This window comes from Streptomyces sp. NPDC002643 (assembly GCF_053592555.1).
The window spans coordinates 174,584-193,268 of sequence record NZ_JBSFVY010000016.1 but is presented as its reverse complement, the minus strand read 5'-3'; the positions used below and the strand labels follow the sequence as shown (position 1 = coordinate 193,268).

Here is an 18,685-nt window from a genome sequence, read left to right as displayed (position 1 = left end):
CCCCATCCCCCGCGGGCCGCCCACGGCGATCACAAGGCACCCCCCTTCTACGAACCCCCACTAAGGTTGGGGCATGGCCCCGAAAGACGCCCACACCACCCCTTGGCCCGCGCCGCAGGCAACCGCCCCCGTCGACGCGACGGTCCACGTCCCGGGGTCCAAGTCCGTCACCAACCGCGCCCTGGTCCTCGCCGCCCTCGCCTCCGAACCCGGCTGGCTGCGCCGCCCCCTCCGCTCACGCGACACCCTGCTGATGGCGGCGGCCCTGCGCGCGATGGGCGTGGAGATCGAGGAGGGGGTCGGCCCGGACGGCACGGGCGAGGCCTGGCGCGTCCTGCCCACCGGCCTGCACGGCCCGGCGACGGTGGACGTCGGCAACGCCGGCACGGTCATGCGGTTCCTCCCCCCGGTCGCGGCCCTCGCCGACGGCGCCATCCGCTTCGACGGCGACCCCCGCTCGTACGAGCGCCCCCTGACCGGCGTGATCGACGCCCTGCGCACGCTCGGCGCGCGCATCGACGACGACGGCCGGGGCGCACTCCCGCTCACGGTGCACGGCAGCGGCGCACTGGACGGCGGCCTGGTGGCGATCGACGCCTCGTCGTCCTCACAGTTCGTGTCGGCGCTCCTGCTCTCCGCCCCCCGTTTCAACCAGGGCGTCGAGGTCCGCCACACCGGCGCCACCCTCCCCTCGCTCCCCCACATCCGGATGACCGTCGACATGCTGCGCTCGGTCGGCGCGCAGGTGGACTCCCCGGAGTCGGGCGGTGAGCCGAATGTCTGGCGGGTCACGCCGGGCGCGCTGCTCGGCCGGGACCTGACGATCGAGCCGGATCTGTCGAACGCCCAGCCGTTCCTGGCGGCGGCCCTGGTGACCGGCGGCAAGGTGATCATCCCCGACTGGCCCGCACGCACCACCCAGCCGGGCGACCAGCTCCGCGAGATCTTCACCGAGATGGGCGGCATCTGCGAACTCACGGAGTACGGGCTGGTGTTCACCGGTTCGGGTGCCGTCCACGGCATCGACGTGGACCTGAGCGAGGTCGGCGAGCTGACCCCGGGCATCGCGGCGGTCGCCGCCCTCGCCGACTCCCCGTCCACCCTGCGCGGCGTCGCCCATCTCCGCCTCCACGAGACGGACCGCCTGGCCGCGCTCACCAAGGAGATCAACGAACTCGGCGGCGACGTCACCGAGACCGCCGACGGCCTCCACATCCGCCCGCGCCCACTGCACGACGGCGTCTTCCACACCTACGACGACCACCGCATGGCCACGGCCGGCGCGGTCATCGGCCTGGCTGTGGACGGCGTACACATCGAGAACGTGGCGACGACGGCAAAGACCCTGCCGGACTTCCCCGACATGTGGACCGGGATGCTCGGGACGGACTCCGGAACGCTCGGGACGGACTCCGGAACGCTCGGGAAGAACTCCGGGATGCCCGGGAAGAACTGACGGGCGGACGGGATCATGCGCCGTTACGGCAAGCACACCGACGAGGACGACATCCGGACCCGCCCGAACCGCAAGGGCAACCGTCCCCGTACGAACATCCGCCCGAAGCACGAAGACGCGGCCGAGGGCATGGTCCTCACCGTCGACCGGGGCCGGCTGACCTGTCTGGTCGAGGACCGGATCGTACTCGCGATGAAGGCCCGCGAACTGGGCCGCAAGGCCGCGGTCGTCGGCGACACCGTCGCCCTCGTCGGCGATCTCTCCGGCAAGAAGGACACCCTCGCCCGGATCGTCCGCATCGCCGACCGTACGTCGGTTCTGCGCCGCACGGCCGACGACGACGATCCCTACGAGCGCGTCGTCGTCGCCAACGCCGACCAGCTCGCCATCGTCACCGCCCTCGCCGACCCCGAGCCCCGCCCCCGGCTGATCGACCGCTGTCTGGTCGCGGCCTACGACGGCGGCCTCACCCCCCTGCTGGTCCTGACCAAGTCGGACCTCGCCTCCCCCGACAAACTCCTGGAGCTCTACGGCGACCTGGACATCCCCTACGTGGTGACCAGCCGCGAGGAACTGGAGACGGCCGGCGCCGCCGACCGCGTACGCGAACACCTCGACGGCAAGGTCACGGCGTTCGTCGGCCACTCCGGCGTCGGCAAGACGACCCTGGTCAATGCCCTGGTCCCCGAGGACCGGCGCCGTACGACGGGCCACGTCAACGCGGTGACGGGCCGGGGCCGGCACACCACGACCTCGGCGCTGGCGCTGCCGCTCGCGGACTCGGACGGCGGCTGGGTCGTGGACACCCCGGGCGTACGGTCGTTCGGTCTCGCGCACATCGACCCGTCCCGGGTGATTCACGCCTTCCCCGACCTGGAGGAGGGCACCGAGGGCTGTCCGCGCGCGTGCAGCCATGACGAGCCGGACTGCGCGCTGGACCAGTGGGTGACCGACGGCCACGCGGACCCCGCCCGCCTCTACTCGCTGCGCCGGCTCCTCGCCACACGCGAACGACGGGAAGGCGACTGACCTCCGCGTTGTTTGCGCCCCTCTCCACCCGGTAAGTGCATAATCGCACGAAGCGGTCACGAAACGCCGGTATGTAGAACGCGGTGGCATGGAACGCGGGTACATGAAACGCGGGGACGCGGGAGGACGAGACATGGCGTGGCTGCTGGTTGTCGTGGCGGGGCTTCTGGAGACCGGCTTCGCCGTCTGTCTGAAGCTCTCCCACGGATTCACCAGACTCTGGCCCACGGTCGCGTTCTGCGTCTTCGCGCTCGGCAGCTTCGGTCTGCTCACCCTGTCGCTGAGAAAACTCGACGTGGGCCCCGCGTACGCGGTCTGGACGGGCATCGGCGCGGCCGGTACCGCGGTCTACGGAATGATCTTCCTGGGCGATGTCGTCTCCACCCTCAAGATCGTCTCGATCACCCTGGTCATCGTGGGCGTGGTGGGCCTCCAACTGTCGGGCTCGGCCCACTAGTTACAAGCCACCAGTTGTGAACCGCCTGGCGGACACGGGGAACGTCGGCTAGGCGAGGGGCCGGCTCAGCTGTCTGGGCAGCGCGGTGCGTACGAGATCGGTGACGCCGCCCTCGCCGGGAGGCGCCGCCACACAGGACAGGGCGAGCCGGACGGCGAGTTCGCAGAAACGGGCCAGCTCGACCGTGTCCGACTTGGGGGTGCCCGGCGGCGACAGCAGGGTGACGGCACGGTCGCGGACGAGGGCCACGAAGTCGGAGGGCGCGGGCAGCGGTCCGTCGGCGCGGCGCTGCGCGGGCACGGTGGTGGAGGAGGGCACCGCGGAGAGGGTGAGCGAGGGCAGGCGCTCGCTCCAGCAGCCGGTGAGCATGGCGCGAACCAGTGCGTTGTTGCGGGAGGCCGCGACGATCCACTCGGCGGTCGCGGCCAGCCGGTCCCGGGTGTCCACCGAGGTGGCCAACGCCCGGTCGACGCCCGCGAGATAGCCGTCCGCCTCCCTGCGCACCAGGGCCCGGGCGAGCCCCTCCTTGCTGCCGAACTCGTTGTACAGCGTCTGCCTCGACACTCCGGCCACCGCGGCCACATCCACCATCCGCACAGCGGACCAAGGCCGGCGCACCAGCGCCGTGTAAGCGGCGTCCAACAAGGATTCCCGCGCTGCAGGCATCATCGCCTCCCTCACCCGACCGGGCGGCCCTGGCCCTCACATTTGACGCGCACAATCCCCCTGTCAAGGGCCCACGACATCCCCAAGGGGCGCACATCAGCCAACACACGCGGGCCGAGAACACCGCGCAACCACACCCGGCCACCGCCGTCGCACGCAGCAGCGTGCAACCGTCCCGCTCACCCAGCCGCGGGCAATCGCGCCGCCGAGGCAGCCCACCCTGACACCGAGGCTGCGGGCAGTCGTGCCGCTGAAGCAGCAGCCCACCCCCTCGCCGCAACTGCGGGCAACCACGCCGCTGGACGACGCCCACCCGGCAGCCGTCATAGCTACGTGCAACCGTGCCGCCGGGCGGCGTCCACCTGGCAGCCGTCGCAACTCGTCAAAGCTGCCGGCAACCGCGCCGCCGGGCCAACGCCCACCCGACAGCCGTCGCAACTCGTCAAAGCTGCCGGCAACCGCGCCGCCGGGCCAACGCCCACCCGGCAGCCGTCGCAACTCGTCATAGCTGCGGGCAATCGTGCCGCTGGGGCGGCACGGGTGGGCGCAGCGGCACCCTGCGCGCGCCGGCAAGCGAAACCCCGGCCCGGCCCACCCCCACCCCGGGCGCCCCACAACCAGGCCCCGCCCGACACCACCACCGAGCACGCCCCCACCCCCGAGCACAGCCACCCGTACCCACCCCGCGCCCCCTATGGCCCCGCACCGACCTCGGCAGATAGCGTTCGCCACATGCCCGACTACCTCGACGACCTCCGCTTCGCCCACGTCCTCGCGGACGCCGCCGACGCGACCACCATGTCCCGCTTCAAGGCCCTCGACCTCAAGGTGGAGACGAAGCCCGACATGACCCCGGTGAGCGAGGCCGACAAGGCCGCCGAGGAACTCATCCGCGGCCACCTCCAACGCTCCCGCCCCCGAGACGCGATCCTCGGCGAGGAGTACGGCGTGGAGGGCACGGGCCCCCGCCGCTGGGTCATCGACCCGATCGACGGCACCAAGAACTACGTCCGGGGCGTCCCCGTCTGGGCCACCCTGATCTCCCTGACGGAGGCGGCCGAGGGCGGCTACCAGCCCGTCGTAGGCGTGGTCTCCGCCCCCGCGCTGGGCCGCCGCTGGTGGGCCGCCAAGGGCCATGGCGCCTTCACCGGCCGCAGCCTCAGCTCGTCCTCCCGCCTCCACGTCTCCCGCGTGGCGAAGCTGTCGGACGCCTCCTTCGCGTACTCCTCCCTCAGCGGCTGGGAGGACCGCGGCCACCTCAACGGCTTCCTGGACCTGACCCGCAGCGTGTGGCGCACGCGCGCGTACGGCGACTTCTGGCCGTACATGATGGTCGCCGAGGGCTCGGTCGACATCTGCGCCGAACCGGAACTCTCCCTCTGGGACATGGCCGCCAACGCGATCATCGTCACCGAGGCGGGCGGCATCTTCACCGGCCTCGACGGCCGCCCCGGCCCCCACAGCGGCAACGGAGCCGCCTCGAACGGCCTCCTCCACGACGAGCTGCTGAGCTATCTGAACCAGCGCTACTGAGTCGGCCGTGACCCGGGAGTGATCCCGGGGCGCCCCGAACTGACCACGCGCGCCCCCTTGTTGACCTCTCCTTTACCTGCCACATTGAGAGTCCGCCCACTTGTGAACTTGTGCAGCACCTCACAGGTGCCCTGGGGCGGCTCAACCCACGCCTCGGGCAAGGACACCCCGGGGCGTCACGCCCCCAAACCGGCCCCACCGGCCCAACCGGCCCCACCACGACCAACCACCACCATGACCAACTACCGCCAGGGATCTGATCCCCCAGGAGGTGGCTGACTCCATGCTTGTCCGCGACGCCATGAGCACGGTGGTCCTCACCATCGGCCCCGACCACACCCTCCGCCAGGCCGCCGCCCTGATGTCCGCCCGCAGAGTGGGCGCGGCGGTGGTCCTCGACCCGGACGCCGGCGGACTCGGCATCCTCACCGAACGCGACGTCCTGAACTCCGTGGGCCTCGGCCAGAGCCCGGACGTCGAGCGGGCCCACAACCACACCACCACCGATGTCGTCTTCGCCGCACCCGCCTGGACCCTGGAGGAGGCGGCCCGCGCGATGTCCCACGGCGGTTTCCGCCATCTGATCGTGCTGGACCAGGGCGCCCCCATCGGCATCGTCTCGGTCCGCGACATCATCCGCTGCTGGACCCCGTCCCGCCAGCCCACACCGGCCTGACCCCGCGCCGCCCCGGACGAGTGGGCAGCACCGTACACACGAACGAACGGGCCGGGACCCCACGATCGACGTGACATCCCGACCCGTCCTCACGACAAGCGGTCCAACCCCGGTCAGCCGCACAGGGCCTGGACTGCGACTCCCAGGCACTTGCCGATGCCTCCACCCACAGAGGGGGAAGTTGGACGGATTCTAATTCAAGTCACTCTCCAAAGTCACACCTGTTCGGATTCTGTTCTCCCAGCTGTTAGTCTGGCCGGTATGAGTGACCTTCTGGAGCGACTGCGCGGACGCGGATGGCGTATGACCGCGCAGCGCCGTGTCGTGGCCGAGGTCCTCGACGGCGAACACGTCCATCTGACGGCCGACGAGGTGCACGCGCGCGCTGTCGCCAAGCTGCCCGAGATCTCCCGGGCGACGGTCTACAACACGCTGGGTGAGATGGTCTCCCTCGGCGAGGTGCTGGAGGTCGCGACGGACAAGCGCGCCAAGCGCTACGACCCGAACGCGCACCGCCCGCACCACCACCTGGTCTGCGCCCAGTGCGGCACGATCCGCGACGTCCACCCCACCGGCAACCCCCTCGCCGACCTCCCCCCGTCCGAGCGCTTCGGCTTCACCGTCTCGGACGTAGAGGTGACGTACAGGGGCGTATGCCCGGGCTGCGCGGCACCGTAAGCCCCGAAAAGCGCGCTGCACCTCTGAAGGCCCCCGGCACCCACCCGCCGGGGGCCTTCAGCCATCCCCACCCCAGCACCCCCCCAACACAAAAACCGGAGGGCCGGAACCTCATTGGCTCCGGCCCTCCGGCCATCAGTAGCGGGGACAGGATTTGAACCTGCGACCTCTGGGTTATGAGCCCAGCGAGCTACCGAGCTGCTCCACCCCGCGTCGGTGAACACAACACTACGTCACCCCAACAGACGAGAGCAAATCAATACCCCCCGTCCTAGCCGCGGGCGCTGCCCCAGCTGCCGTAGCTGCGGGCAATCGTGCCGCTGGGGCGGCACGGGTGGGCGCAGCGGCACCCTGCACGCGTCGGCAAGCGAAACCCCGGCCCGGCCCACCCCCACCCCGAGCACCGGACAACCAAGCCCCCGCCCAGCGCACTCACCGGGCACCCGGGCTACCAGACGGCCAGATACTCCCAGCGGCACCGCTAGGCGGACAGCTCCTCCCGCAACGCATCCCGCAACCGCCCCGCCCTCTCCGCAACCTCACCCGGCCCCAACGCCACAGCCCGGTCAGCCCACCGCTTCCCCTCCACCAGCTCCCCCCGACGCGCGTAGACCAGGGCCAACCGCAACGCCGCCCGCCCATGCCCCGCATCAGCGGCCCGAGCCCACCACATGGCGGCCTCCGGCTCACTCCCCTCCCGAGCCAGCAGCAACCCGAGATTGAACGCCCCGTTCCGAGACCCCGCCTCGGCGGCGACCCGATACCACCGCGCCGCCTCCACGACGTCCCCCCGCCCCGCCGCGAGCATCCCGACCCGCACCTGAGCCCGCCGATGCCCCTGCGACGCGGCCCGCTCGTACCACTCCTCGCACTCGTTCTTCTCCCGCACCGGCTCCCCCAGCTCATGCGCGGGCGCGGGCGGACGCCGGGCGTCGAGCACGGCGGCCAGCCGATACGCGGCCTCGGCACTCCCCCCGCCCGCGGCCTGCCGCAGATGCCGCTCGGCGGCCCGCTCGTCCCCCTCCCGCAGCCGCGCGATGGCGACCTGGAGCGCGGCGTCGGTGTGCCCGGCGGCGGCCGCCCGCTCGTACCAGACGAGCGCGGTCGCCTCGTCCCCGCGCCCGGCGTGCAGGATGCCGAGGTTGAACGCGGCGTCCACACTGCCGCCCTCGGCGGCCTTGGAGAACCACGGCTCGGCCCCGGACGCGTCGCCGACCTGCAGCAACAGGATGGCCAGCGCATTCGCGGCCTCCCGGTGCCCGGCGTACGCGGCACGCCGGTACCACTGCTCGGCCTGCGCGGTCCGCCCCTGCTCGGCGCAGAGCAGCCCGAGGTTGTACGCGCCGTTGACGTCCCCGGCGTCCATCGCGGCCCGGTACCACCGCTCGGCGGTCTGTGTCTCACCCCGCTCGGCGTGCAGCGCGCCCAGCGCGTTCGCCGCGTTCCCGTCGCCGTGCTGGGCGGCCCGCAGCCACCACACGGCCGCGCTCTCGGTGTCTCCGGCGTCCCGCAGCAGGAACCCGAGGGCGCACGCGGCGCGCGGCTCGCCGTCCTTGGCGGAGGTCAGATACCAGCGCCCGGCCTCCTTCAGCTCCCCACGCCGCTCCAGGATCGCCCCGAGGTGCAGCGCGGCCCGCCGGTGCCCCCGAGCGGCGGCCTGGCGGTACCACCGCTCGGCGTCCTCGGCGGCGGACACCGCGGCACCGTTGTCGGCCCCGGCCTCCCCTGCCGGCGCACCGCTCGACCGGTCGCTCGCCGCTCGTACGACGGCACGCCCCTCACGCCCACCCTCACGCCCGACGTCGCGCCCTTCACGCCTGGCGTCACGGCTCTCGCGTACGGACTCCCGCCCCTCGCCCGCGGCCTCCCGGCCCGCACCTCCGATGTCGAGCACCGCACGCGCGATTCTGCGCCCCTCGCGCACGGCGGCGCGCTCCTCCCGCTGGGCACGGTGGTCGAGGGCTCGTGCGAGCCGGTAGGCGGCCTCGCGGTGCCCGCGCTCGGCGGCGGCCCGCATCCATCGCTCGGCGGCCGGGTCGCTGCGGTGCTCCAGGAGGTCGGCGAGGGCGTACGCGCCCAGCATGTGGCCCTGCTCGGCGGACTGGCGCAGCCAGTACTCGGCGGCGGGTTCGTCACCGCGCTCCCGGTGGTGCCGGCCGAGCGCGTGCGCGGCGGCGGCGGAACCGGCGACCGCGGCCACCCGCCACCAGTTGGCGGCCTCGTCGGCATAGCCCCGCTGATGCAGCAGGACGCCCAGGTTGTTGGCGGCGGCACGGTCCCCGGCGGCGGTGGCGCCGCGCAGAAACGGCTCGGCGCCGTCGAGATCGCCGCGGCGCAGCAGCATGGCCCCGAGGATGCTCATGGCCTCGGGGTCACCGGCCTCGGCGGCGAGCCGCTGACGGGCCTCCTCCACGACGTCGCCGGCCTCGCCCGTCTCGTCCGGGTCGGCGACCGTGGGCTGCGCGGAATCACCGACCGGCCGCGACGGTTCGGTGGACAGCGCGGACTCGGCGGTCGGCCCGGACTGTGCGGGCAGCACAATTTCGGCAGGCAGCGCAAAGTCGGCACGCTGCGCAAACCGCCCCGTCTCCAACAGAGTTGCCTTGTCCCCCATAACGTCCATCGTCGCACCACCTGCAACCTGGGTACACCTGGTATACCGCAGCCATTGAGGTCACTACAGCGTTTTGTCGACATGCCCACAGAGCGACAAGTCAAACACAGTTTTCTTCAGCTGCCCCCGCAACACGTCGAAGGCCCGAATCCTTTGGAGGATTCGGGCCTTCAACTTCAGTAGCGGGGACAGGATTTGAACCTGCGACCTCTGGGTTATGAGCCCAGCGAGCTACCGAGCTGCTCCACCCCGCGCCGTTGCTCGGCAACCGTATCACGGCGCGGGATGGGCCTTTGAATCACCCGCTCGCGGGGCTCTCGTCGGCGCTCGGGGAACTCTCGTCGGCACTCGGAGAGCTGTCCTCCTCGCTTCCACCGGCGCCGTCACCGGTGTCGTCGGTGTTGGACTGTGCCTCTTCGGCCCTCTTCAGCGCGTCCTCCAGGTCCTGTTGGGCCTGGCCGTACGCCTCCCAGTCGCCGTCCTTGAGGGCCTGCTGCCCCTCGTCGAAGGCCTTCTGGGCGTCCTCCAGGGCCTGTTGGACCGTCGCGTCGCCGGTCGCCGGCGGCTCGTCGGTGCCCTCCTCCTCGTCCGGCGGTGGCTCGGTGACCGGCCCCTCCGTCTCGAACACCTTGTTGAGCGCCTCGTCGAGGGTGTCCTCGAAGGCCGTGTTGCCGCCGTAGGTCACCAGGACCTTGCGCAGCAGCGGGTACTTGAGGCCGCCACCGCGAACGTAGACGGGCTCCACATAGAGCAGTCCGCCGTCGAGCGGGACCGTCAGGAGGTTGCCGTACTCGACCTGGGAGTCGCCTCTCTTGAGGAGGCTGATGGTCTCGGCGATGTCCTGTTCGGAGTTGAACTGGCTCTGGACCTGCTTGGGGCCGTCGATCGGCTCGCTGGTCGGCAGTTTCAGGATTCTGATCTTGCCGTAATCCTTGGTGCCCGCCTCGGCGTTGACCGACACGAAGGCACTGAGGTTGTCGCGGCCGTTCGGAGTGAGCGTGGTGGTCAGCGAGAACGCCTGTGCCGACTGGCCCGGCAGCTTCATGCTCAGGTAGTACGGCGGCACCGCGTTGCCCGAGGTGTTGGTCGGGTCGTCCGGCACCTGCCAGACCTCGCTGCCGCTGAGGAACGTCTCGGCGTCCTTCACGTGGTAGCGGGTCAGCAGCTCGCGCTGGACCTTGAACAGGTCCTGCGGGTACCGCAGATGGGCCTCCAGCGACTTCGAGATCGCCGTCTTCGGCTCCACCGTGTCCGGGAACGCCTTCATCCAGGTCTTCAGGACCGGGTCCTGGGTGTCCCACTGGTAGAGCTTGACCTGACCCGTGTACGCGTCGACGGTCGCCTTCACCGAGTTGCGGATGTAGTTGACCTGGTTCTGCTGGGCCACCACCGCGCGCTGGCTGTTGTCCGCGGTCAACGAGTCGGCCGTGGTGTCGCCCAGGGTGGTGCGGGAGGCGTACGGGTAGCCGTTGGTGGTGGTGTACGCGTCGACGATCCACTGGATCTTGCCGTCGACGACGGCCGGGTAGGCGTCGCCGTCGATGGTCAGCCAGGGGGCGACCGCCTCGACGCGCTCCTTGGGCGTGCGGTTGTACAGAATCCGCGAACCCTCGCCGATGGCACCGGAGTAGAGGATCTGCGGCTCGTTGAACGCCACCGCGTAAGCGGCCCGGTTCAGCGGGCTGGAGAGGTTGATCCCGCCGTCGCCCTTGTAGCTGGTGGTCTTCTCACCGCTGTCGTCGGAGTAGTCGATCTCCTTCTGGGGACCGCCGACGATCGAGTACTGGGTGGTCTTCTCGCCGTAGTAGATCCGCTGCTGGTACTTGCCCAGGTCGCCCTTGGACGGAAGGTCGGACTCCGTGAACACCGGACGGCCGCCGGAGGTGGCCTCGGTGCCCTTGGCGGCGACCACGCCGTAGCCGTGGGTGTAGCGGAAGTGGTCGTTGATCCAGTTGTTCTTGGGGATACCGGCGAGGTTCAGCTCGCGCAGACCGATGACGGTGTCCTGCTCCGCGCCGTCCTCACCGCTGTACCGGTCGACGTCCAGGTTGGTGGGGAACGCGTAGTAGTTCCTCATCTGCTGGAGCTGCTGGAACGTCGGCGAGACGATGTTCGGGTCGAGCAGCCGGATGCTGGCCGTGGTCTCGGCGTCCTCGCGGAGCTTGGTCTTGTCCGTGGTGTCGCTGACACCCGAGTACTCCTGGACGTCGGTGCCGTCGATGCCGTAGGCCTGACGGGTCGCCTCCAGGTTCTTCTCGACGTACGGCGCTTCCTTGGCCTGCTCGTTCGGCTGGACCTGGAACTTCTGCACGATCGCCGGGTACAGCCCGCCGATGAGGATCGCGGAGAGCACCATCAGGCCGAAGCCGATGACGGGCAGCTGCCAGGTGCGCCGCCAGATGGTGGCGAAGAACAGCAGGGCGCAGATCACGGCGATGCAGAACAGGATCGTCTTGGCCGGCAGATACGCGTTGGCGTCGACGTACCTGAGGCCCGTCCAGTTGCCCGTCGCCTTGAAGTCGCTGGACTTCACCGCGAGGCCGTACCGGTCGAGCCAGTAGGCGACCGCCTTGAGGGCGACGAAGATGCCGATGAGCACCGACAGGTGCCCGGTGGCCGCGGCCGTGGCACGCGCGCCCGGGGAGGTGACCCTGAGGCCGCCGTACAGATAGTGCGTGAGCGCGGCGGCGATCACCGAGAGCACGGCGGCGGCGAAGCCGAAGCCGAGCAGGAAGCGGTACCAGGGCAGGTCGAAGGCGTAGAAGGAGACGTCCAGACCGAACTCGGGGTCCTTCTGCCCGAACGACACTCCGTTGACCCACATCAGCCACGTACGCCACTGCCCGGAGGCGGAGGCGCCGGCGATCAGGCCGACCACGGCGGTGATCCCGAGGAGCAGCCACTTCTTGTAGGGCGCGATGCCCATGCGGTACCGGTCGAGGCTCTGCTGCTCCATCGACATGGCGCTCAGCGGCGGGCGCAGTCGATGCGCCAGCCAGATGTTGAAGCCGACCGAGACCGCCATGAGCAGGCCGAAGACGGAGAAGAGTCCGATCTTCGTCCACAGTGTGGTGGTGAAGACGGAGGAGTAGTCCACCGACCGGTACCAGAGCCAGTCCGTCCAGAATCCCGCGAACATGACGAACGCCATGCCGAGGACGGCGAGGACGCCCAGCGTCATGAGCAGGGTCCGGACACGCCGGGACGGTCGGCCCACTCTCATCCGTGGCCCCGTCGGGCCTCCGCCGCGGTCCGGCATCTGGAAAGCCAAGGTGTGCACCTCGAAGTTCGCTGTCGATACGTCAGGCCCGCGTCTACGGACCCTCCAGCGGGCCCCGTGATCGTAGGGCCTCACCTATGCAACTTACTCACGCTTTACTCGGTTCCCGGTTCCGGTAACGAACGAGGCAGGATTGTGACCATGTCCAACACTCCCATGGCAGCGAACCCACTCACCCGGGCCGTCCTCGAGATCGACGAGTACGCGTCGGGGCTCGGCTGGGACCAGCCCGCTCGCCTCTTCGCCCTCGTAGACACCGCGCGCCTCAAGTCCCAGGAGCCCTCCCTCGCGGCGCAGCTCGGTCTGGAGAGCGAGTCCGAGACCGCCGGTCTCACCCCGATCGAGCAGGACGAGATCCCCGCGGGCAAGGCCCTGGACGAGTTCCTCGGCACGATCGCCTGGCCCGACGCGGTGGTCGGCTGCGCGCTGACCGTGGAGCGGCTGATGCTGCCGCCGTCCGCCGAGGCGTCCGTGCCCGAGCATCTCGACGGGGCCCGTCTCGCCCAGTGGGTCGCCGATCACCCGGACCGCCAGGAGGTCCGTATGACGGTCGCCGTCCTGCGCGACGGCTCCCGCGACTCGGCGGTGCGCCTGCGCGAGAAGGACACCCCGACCGAGGTCCTCACCGGCCCCGACCTGGTCCCCGGCCTGGCCGACGCCCTGACGGCGACGTTCGCGGACTGACCGAGGGTCCGGGACCGACGGCCTGCGCACCACGGGCCCCGTGTACGACGATGGGGGGCGCCCCCGGCTTCGGGAGCGCCCCCACGCGCGCGTGCGGGTGTTCGCGAAGTCTGCGCTCAGCCCTTGGTGGTGCACTTCGGGAGTTCGGCGGTGTCGCCGGAGCGGATGTCCTCCAGGGCCTTCAGGGCGTCCTCGATGGTGTTCACCTTGACGAGGGTGAGGCCGTCGGGGGTGTCCTTGGCGGCCGAGGCGCAGTTGTCCTTGGGCGTCAGGAAGTACTGGGCGCCCTTGCTGCGGGCGCCGACGGTCTTCATCTCGATGCCGCCGATGGGGCCGACCTCGCCCGAGTCGTCGATGGTGCCGGTGCCGGCGACGAACTTGCCGCCCGTGAGGTTGCCGGGTGTGATCTTGTCGTAGATCCCCAGGGCGAACATCAGCCCGGCGCTGGGGCCTCCCACGTCGGCGAGCTTGATGTCGATGGTGAACGGGAAGGTGTGGTCGGTCCCGGCGGAGATGCCGACGATGGCCCGGTCCTCGCCGGAGTCGTCGGACTTGGTGGTGGTGATGGTGACCTTCTCGGTCCGGGTCACCGTCTTGTTCTCCTTCTCGGCGGCGGCCTGCGCCTTGGCGGGCACGATCACGAAATCGACGTCCTCGCCGGGCTTGTGCTTGGTGACCAGCTCGGCGACGTCCTCGGGCGCCTTGACCGCCGTACCGTCGACGGACTTGATGACATCGCCGGCGTGCAGCTTGCCCTCGGCCGGGGAGCCCTTGAGGACGGTGGAGACAATCACCCAGGACTTCACCGGGATGTCCAGTTCCTTCAGGGCGGCGACCTTGGCGCTCTCCTGGGACTGGCTGAACTCCTCGGCGTTCTCCTGGGTCGACTCCTCCTCGGTCTTGCCGTCCGGGTAGAGGGTGTCGTGCGGCACGACCTTGTTGTCATGGGCGAGCCATCCGTAGACGGCCTCGACGAGGTTCATCTTGTAGTCGGCGCTGGTGACCCTGACGGTGGTCATATTGAGGTGCCCGGTCGTCGCGTAGGTCTTGTGGCCCGAGATCTGCAGCACCGGCTCGCCGTCGTGCTCCCCGAGCGTGTTCACCGTCGGCCCCGGTGACATCTCCGAGTAGGGCACGGGAATGAGCACTCCCGCGCACAGGAGCGCGATCAGCATCAGGGTGGAGGCGAGCATCGTCGCGGTGCGGCGTGGCATGGAACGACAGTACGGGACAGGTCTGTCAGTGCACTGTCCGGGCCGCCGTCCGGGGCGACGGCGAAAGGGCCTCTAGCCGCCGCTGTGGGACCGCTCCATGGCCTCACGGAAGCGTGTGTACCCGGCGAGCTCGGTGCCGTCCTCTATGGTCTTGCGGTTCCGGCTGGCCCAGCCGCCCCACAGTCCGGCGCCGATCGCAGCCACAAGCGGAATCAGCAACCAGGCGAGCGCCCCCATGCCGACCTCCCAACCCCTATCCAGCGACCGCAACTGACTGATCAGCAGATTATCCGTCCGCACCGTCAACGCTCACGCTGGGGGGCGGGTTACGCAACCGGAACGCACAAGGGCACCTTCCGGTCACGGCACGGCTCTTCACAAGAGCCCACGGCCACCTGCATACCGAACGCTCAGCAGGCTCCGACCCTCCCTCCCGTCGCCCGACCACCACCCCTCAACGACGCCGCTACGCGCCGACCCGCCCTCCCGTCGCCCGACCACCACCCCTCAACGACGCCGCTACGCGCCGACCCATTCATCTGTACCGTCCGAGAACCGCTGATGCTTCCAGATGGGCACTTCGTGCTTCAGGTCGTCGATCAGCTTGCGGCACGCCTCGAAGGCCTCCCCCCGATGCGGACACGACACCGCGACCACCACGGCGAGATCCCCGACCTTCAGGTCGCCCACGCGATGCACGGCCGCGAGCGCGCGCACCGGATACTCCGCGACGACCTTCTCCGCGATCCGCCGCATCTCGGCCTCCGCGCTCGGATGGCACGAGTACCCGAGCTCGTCGACGTCGGCGCCCCCGTCGTGGTTCCGCACGGTCCCCACGAACAGCGCCGTCCCTCCGGAGGCATCGTCCCCGACCGCTCGGAAGACCTCGTCGACGGAGAGCGCGGTCTCCCGTATGCCGATCAGCTTGATGGGCTCGTCGGCCCCTTGTTCCCCAGGATGATCACGATGCTCAGCCATACCCCCATCGTGCCCCACCGAGAGCACTCTCAGATCCGCCGCCGAGCCTTCCGGGCCCTGCGCACCAGCGCCGCCGTACCCAGCAGCGCGACCGTCGCGCCGGCGGCGCCCGCGGCCGTCGCGTCCTTACGACCGAGCCGCCGGCCGACCACGGTGTGCCGCCCGGAGACCTCCTCCAGCAGCTCCGCGAGCACCTCTTCGTTGGTCCACTGCGGCCGCCACCCGGCGTCGTGCAGCCGGCTCCCGCTCACCACCCACGGGTACATCGTGTACGCGAGGTCCCCGGCCGGCGACGGCGTCAGCCCGATCCGGTGCAACCGAGCCGCCGCCCCCAGAGCCACGGCGGACGGCAGCTCCATCCGCCGAATCCCGCTGAGCTCCTCGACCTCCTCCTGCTCCAGCCACCCCTCGCACCCGACGGCCAGCTCCCCGTCGACCTTCTCCAGGACGGCGTACTCCAGAGCGCCACAAAGGTCTTCGACATGGCAGAACTGCCAGGCGGGCCGCGACCCGGCCACCACCAACAGCCGAGGCGACTCGAAGTACCTGGTCAGCGCCGTGTCCGTGCCCCCGACGAGGATCGCGGGGCGTACGACGGTGACATTGAGGCCCGGATGGGCGCGCGGCGCCCGGCGCGCGAGCCGCTCGATCTCCAGCAGGTCGCCGACCCCGGTCGCCTCGGCGGTCGCCCGCAGCTCCGCGTCCTCGGAGAGCGGCAGCTCGTTGTCGGGCAGCGCCCCGTAGACCATCGCGGAGGTGCACAGCACGACCCGGTGCACCCCGGCCGCGGCGGCGGCCGTGAGCACGGTCTGGGTGCCGCGCACGTTGTAGGCGCTGCGCGCCGCCGAGTCGGTGCCGAGGTCGAGGTCGACGGCCAGGTGCACCACGACGTCCGCGCCGCGCAGCTTGTCGGCGATGGCCGGATCGCGTACGTCCAGGATGTGCCACTGGGCGGCCGAGCACTCGCCGCGCCGCTCGTCGATGGCGATGACCTGCCGGACCTCGTCGGACTCGGCGAGCCGCTCGGTCAGCAGCGCGCCCACCCCGGACGCGGCGCCGGTGACCGCGACGACGGGGCCACGTACGGCAGTCGACGCGCCGGCGCGAAGCGCCGTCGTTGAGGGGTGGTGGTCGGGCGACGGGCGGGCTGAGTGGTTTCGCGCTGCGCGAACCTGCGGATCTGGGGAACTCACCGGGCGTCTCCAGCGGTTGTCTTCAGTACGGACGCGGGTGACGCGTACGTACCAGGTGGCATCCATCCTGCCGCAGGCCCAGTGTCGGCGGAGCACCGAGGCCCGAACCGGCCTTGGTGTCTACGCTGGGTGGTGTTCGGGCAGCCGCGCCGTCGGAAGAACCGACGGCCCTATCAGCCGAGGATTCCCGTGAGTGACACACCATTCGGATTCGGCCTTCCGCCGGAGGAGCCGGACGACGGCGACGGCAAGAAGAAGGACCAGCAGAGCGGTGGTGGTCAGGGACCGGCCAATCCGTTCGGCTTCGGTTTCCCCGGAGCCGGCGGTTCCGGCGCCGACAACCCGTTCGCCGCGATGTTCGGTTCCATGAACCCCACCGACCTGGGCGCCGCCTTCCAGCAGCTGGGCCAGATGCTCTCCTACGAGGGCGGCCCGGTGAACTGGGACATGGCGAAGCAGATCGCCCGCCAGACCGTCTCCCAGGGCACCGCCGACGGCACGAAGGACGCCAGCGTGGGTCCCGCCGAGCGCACCGCGGTCGAGGAGGCCGTCCGCCTGGCCGATCTGTGGCTGGACGACGCGACGTCCCTGCCGTCCGGCGCGGGCTCCGCCGTGGCGTGGTCCCGCGCGGAGTGGGTCGAGGCGACGCTGCCCGCGTGGAAGGAGCTGGTCGACCCGGTGGCCGAGCGGGTCGGCGGCGCCATGGGCGACATCCTGCCGGAGGAGATGCAGGCCATGGCGGGCCCGCTGATCGGCATGATGAAGTCGATGGGCGGCGCCATGTTCGGCCAGCAGATCGGGCAGGCCGTGGGCGTGCTCGCGGGCGAGGTCGTCGGCTCGACGGACGTGGGCCTGCCGCTCGGCCCGGCCGGCAAGGCCGCCCTGCTGCCGCTGAACGTGGAGGCCTTCGGCAAGGACCTGGGCGTCGCCAAGGACGAGGTGCGGCTCTACCTGGCCCTGCGCGAGGCCGCCCACCAGCGGCTCTTCGCCCATGTGCCCTGGCTGCGCTCGCATCTCTTCGGCGCGGTCGAGGGCTACGCGCGCGGGATCAAGGTCGACACCGCGAAGCTGGAGGACGTGGTCGGCCAGTTCGATCCGCAGAACCCCGAGGAGCTGCAGCAGGCCCTCCAGCAGGGCATGTTCCAGCCGGAGGACACCCCGGAGCAGAAGGCCGCCCTGGCCCGTCTGGAGACGGCTCTGGCGCTCGTCGAGGGCTGGGTGGACGCGGTGGTGCACGCCGCCGCCAAGCCGCGTCTGTCGTCCGCCGACGCGCTGCGCGAGACCCTGCGCCGCCGCCGCGCCACCGGAGGCCCGGCCGAGCAGACGTTCGCCACGCTGATCGGCCTGGAGCTGCGCCCGCGCCGCCTGCGTGACGCGTCCCGCCTGTGGGCGTCCCTGACGGACGCGCGCGGTGTCGACGGCCGCGACGCTCTGTGGGCCCACCCGGACATGCTGCCCACGGCCTCCGACCTGGACGACCCGGACGGCTTCGTCCACCGCGAGCAGCTGGACTTCTCCGAGCTGGACAAGATGCTCGGCGAGGCCGCGGGCGGTTCCACCGAGAAGCCGGACCTGAAGAAGAAGGACGACGACACCGAGTGAGCCTGCACGACGACGCGGTCCTCGTACTGAAGGGCTACGAGGACCAGCCGGAGCTGCGCCAGGCCTACCTGGACCACTTGGCGGCCCACCCGGACGGCGTATGGAAGGCCTGCGGCGCCGGGCACATCACGGCGAGCGCCCTCGTCATCGACCCCGCGCGCGAGCGGGTCCTGCTCACGCTCCACAGGAAGCTGCGCATGTGGCTGCAGATGGGAGGCCACTGCGAGCCCGGCGACCCCGCCCTGGCCGACGCGGCCCTGCGCGAGGCCACGGAGGAGTCCGGCGTCACCGGGCTCACCCTGCTCCCGGGCGGCCCCGTCCGCCTGGACCGCCACCCCATCCCACCGCCCTGCCACGTCCACTACGACGTCCAGTACGCCGCTCTGGCCCCCTCGGACGCCGAGCACACCGTCAGCGACGAGTCCCTCGACGTCCGCTGGTTCCCGTACGCCGAGGTCCCGAATGTGGCGGACGAGTCGGTGGTACGGCTGCTGGAGGCTACGCGGGCGAGGCTTTGAGCGAGCTTCGTGCGTACTGCTCTTTCGGGTGGTGGTGATTCTTTCGGGTGGTGGTGATGGTCGGCCGGAATGGAGCTGACGGGGGCTGGGCAGCCCCCCACCGGGGG

Annotated in this window: 16 protein-coding genes and 2 tRNA genes; 9 read left to right on the top strand and 9 right to left on the bottom strand. The window is 70.8% G+C overall.

Annotated elements, in window-relative coordinates:
- Positions 1 to 73 precede the first annotated feature (73 nt).
- From aroA to ACWD4G_RS25030, 3 genes are all read left to right on the top strand, one after another.
- Positions 74 to 1,456, top strand: coding sequence for a 3-phosphoshikimate 1-carboxyvinyltransferase (gene aroA / locus ACWD4G_RS25040; protein ID WP_451296977.1), 1,383 nt, complete (start codon positions 74 to 76; stop codon positions 1,454 to 1,456).
- A 15-nt stretch (positions 1,457 to 1,471) separates the two neighbouring features.
- Positions 1,472 to 2,485 carry a ribosome small subunit-dependent GTPase A gene (gene rsgA / locus ACWD4G_RS25035; protein WP_451296975.1) on the top strand — a complete coding sequence of 338 codons (1,014 nt, stop codon included), beginning with the start codon at positions 1,472 to 1,474 and terminating at the stop codon, positions 2,483 to 2,485.
- Between the two features lie 133 nt (positions 2,486 to 2,618).
- Complete coding sequence (locus tag ACWD4G_RS25030) at positions 2,619 to 2,942, top strand: DMT family transporter (protein WP_451296973.1); 324 nt, start codon at positions 2,619 to 2,621, stop codon at positions 2,940 to 2,942.
- Positions 2,943 to 2,990: 48 nt separating this feature from the next.
- Here the strand turns inward: ACWD4G_RS25030 and ACWD4G_RS25025 are convergent, their stop codons facing one another.
- Positions 2,991 to 3,611: a TetR/AcrR family transcriptional regulator gene (locus tag ACWD4G_RS25025; protein WP_451296971.1), complete on the bottom strand. Its 621-nt coding sequence runs from the start codon at positions 3,609 to 3,611 to the stop codon at positions 2,991 to 2,993.
- Positions 3,612 to 4,340: 729 nt separating this feature from the next.
- Here ACWD4G_RS25025 and hisN point away from each other — a divergent pair.
- From hisN to ACWD4G_RS25010, 3 genes are all read left to right on the top strand, one after another.
- The gene (hisN, locus tag ACWD4G_RS25020) at positions 4,341 to 5,141 is read left to right on the top strand and encodes a histidinol-phosphatase (protein ID WP_451296969.1); all 801 of its coding nucleotides are present in this window, start codon (positions 4,341 to 4,343) and stop codon (positions 5,139 to 5,141) included.
- Between the two features lie 283 nt (positions 5,142 to 5,424).
- The gene (locus ACWD4G_RS25015; protein WP_451296967.1) at positions 5,425 to 5,817 is read left to right on the top strand and encodes a CBS domain-containing protein; all 393 of its coding nucleotides are present in this window, start codon (positions 5,425 to 5,427) and stop codon (positions 5,815 to 5,817) included.
- 261 nt (positions 5,818 to 6,078) lie between these two features.
- Positions 6,079 to 6,495, top strand: coding sequence for a Fur family transcriptional regulator (locus tag ACWD4G_RS25010; protein ID WP_451296965.1), 417 nt, complete (start codon positions 6,079 to 6,081; stop codon positions 6,493 to 6,495).
- A gap of 139 nt (positions 6,496 to 6,634) precedes the next feature.
- On the opposite strand, the gene ACWD4G_RS25005 is transcribed toward ACWD4G_RS25010, so the two are convergent.
- From ACWD4G_RS25005 to ACWD4G_RS24990, 4 genes are all read right to left on the bottom strand, one after another.
- Positions 6,635 to 6,708: transfer RNA gene (locus tag ACWD4G_RS25005), tRNA-Met, on the bottom strand.
- A 268-nt stretch (positions 6,709 to 6,976) separates the two neighbouring features.
- Complete coding sequence (locus ACWD4G_RS25000) at positions 6,977 to 9,118, bottom strand: sel1 repeat family protein (protein WP_451296963.1); 2,142 nt, start codon at positions 9,116 to 9,118, stop codon at positions 6,977 to 6,979.
- A gap of 171 nt (positions 9,119 to 9,289) precedes the next feature.
- Positions 9,290 to 9,363, bottom strand: a tRNA-Met gene (locus tag ACWD4G_RS24995).
- A 44-nt stretch (positions 9,364 to 9,407) separates the two neighbouring features.
- The gene (locus ACWD4G_RS24990; protein ID WP_451296961.1) at positions 9,408 to 12,389 is read right to left on the bottom strand and encodes a UPF0182 family membrane protein; all 2,982 of its coding nucleotides are present in this window, start codon (positions 12,387 to 12,389) and stop codon (positions 9,408 to 9,410) included.
- 141 nt (positions 12,390 to 12,530) lie between these two features.
- On the opposite strand from ACWD4G_RS24990, the gene ACWD4G_RS24985 reads away from it, so the two are divergent.
- The gene (locus ACWD4G_RS24985; RefSeq protein WP_451296959.1) at positions 12,531 to 13,073 is read left to right on the top strand and encodes a PPA1309 family protein; all 543 of its coding nucleotides are present in this window, start codon (positions 12,531 to 12,533) and stop codon (positions 13,071 to 13,073) included.
- A gap of 116 nt (positions 13,074 to 13,189) precedes the next feature.
- Here ACWD4G_RS24985 and ACWD4G_RS24980 read toward each other — a convergent pair whose 3' ends face one another.
- The 4 genes from ACWD4G_RS24980 to ACWD4G_RS24965 all read right to left on the bottom strand — a co-directional run bounded on the left by ACWD4G_RS24980 (position 13,190) and on the right by ACWD4G_RS24965 (position 16,458).
- Complete coding sequence (locus ACWD4G_RS24980; protein ID WP_451296957.1) at positions 13,190 to 14,287, bottom strand: YlbL family protein; 1,098 nt, start codon at positions 14,285 to 14,287, stop codon at positions 13,190 to 13,192.
- Between the two features lie 72 nt (positions 14,288 to 14,359).
- Positions 14,360 to 14,491 (bottom strand): hypothetical protein, encoded by a 132-nt coding sequence (locus ACWD4G_RS24975; protein ID WP_451296955.1) that lies wholly within the window; start codon positions 14,489 to 14,491, stop codon positions 14,360 to 14,362.
- A 315-nt stretch (positions 14,492 to 14,806) separates the two neighbouring features.
- Positions 14,807 to 15,265, bottom strand: a complete 459-nt coding sequence (locus tag ACWD4G_RS24970) for a molybdenum cofactor biosynthesis protein MoaE (protein ID WP_451296953.1) — start codon at positions 15,263 to 15,265, stop codon at positions 14,807 to 14,809.
- A gap of 29 nt (positions 15,266 to 15,294) precedes the next feature.
- Entirely contained in the window at positions 15,295 to 16,458 is a 1,164-nt protein-coding gene (locus tag ACWD4G_RS24965; protein WP_451296951.1) for an SDR family oxidoreductase, read from the bottom strand.
- A 189-nt stretch (positions 16,459 to 16,647) separates the two neighbouring features.
- Here ACWD4G_RS24965 and ACWD4G_RS24960 point away from each other — a divergent pair, with 189 nt between their 5' ends.
- Together ACWD4G_RS24960 and ACWD4G_RS24955 are read left to right on the top strand one after the other, a co-directional pair.
- Positions 16,648 to 18,060: a zinc-dependent metalloprotease gene (locus tag ACWD4G_RS24960; RefSeq protein WP_451296949.1), complete on the top strand. Its 1,413-nt coding sequence runs from the start codon at positions 16,648 to 16,650 to the stop codon at positions 18,058 to 18,060.
- Positions 18,057 to 18,578 (top strand): NUDIX hydrolase, encoded by a 522-nt coding sequence (locus tag ACWD4G_RS24955; protein ID WP_451296947.1) that lies wholly within the window; start codon positions 18,057 to 18,059, stop codon positions 18,576 to 18,578. Before ACWD4G_RS24960 ends, ACWD4G_RS24955 begins: the two co-directional genes overlap by 4 nt.
- Positions 18,579 to 18,685 lie beyond the last annotated feature (107 nt).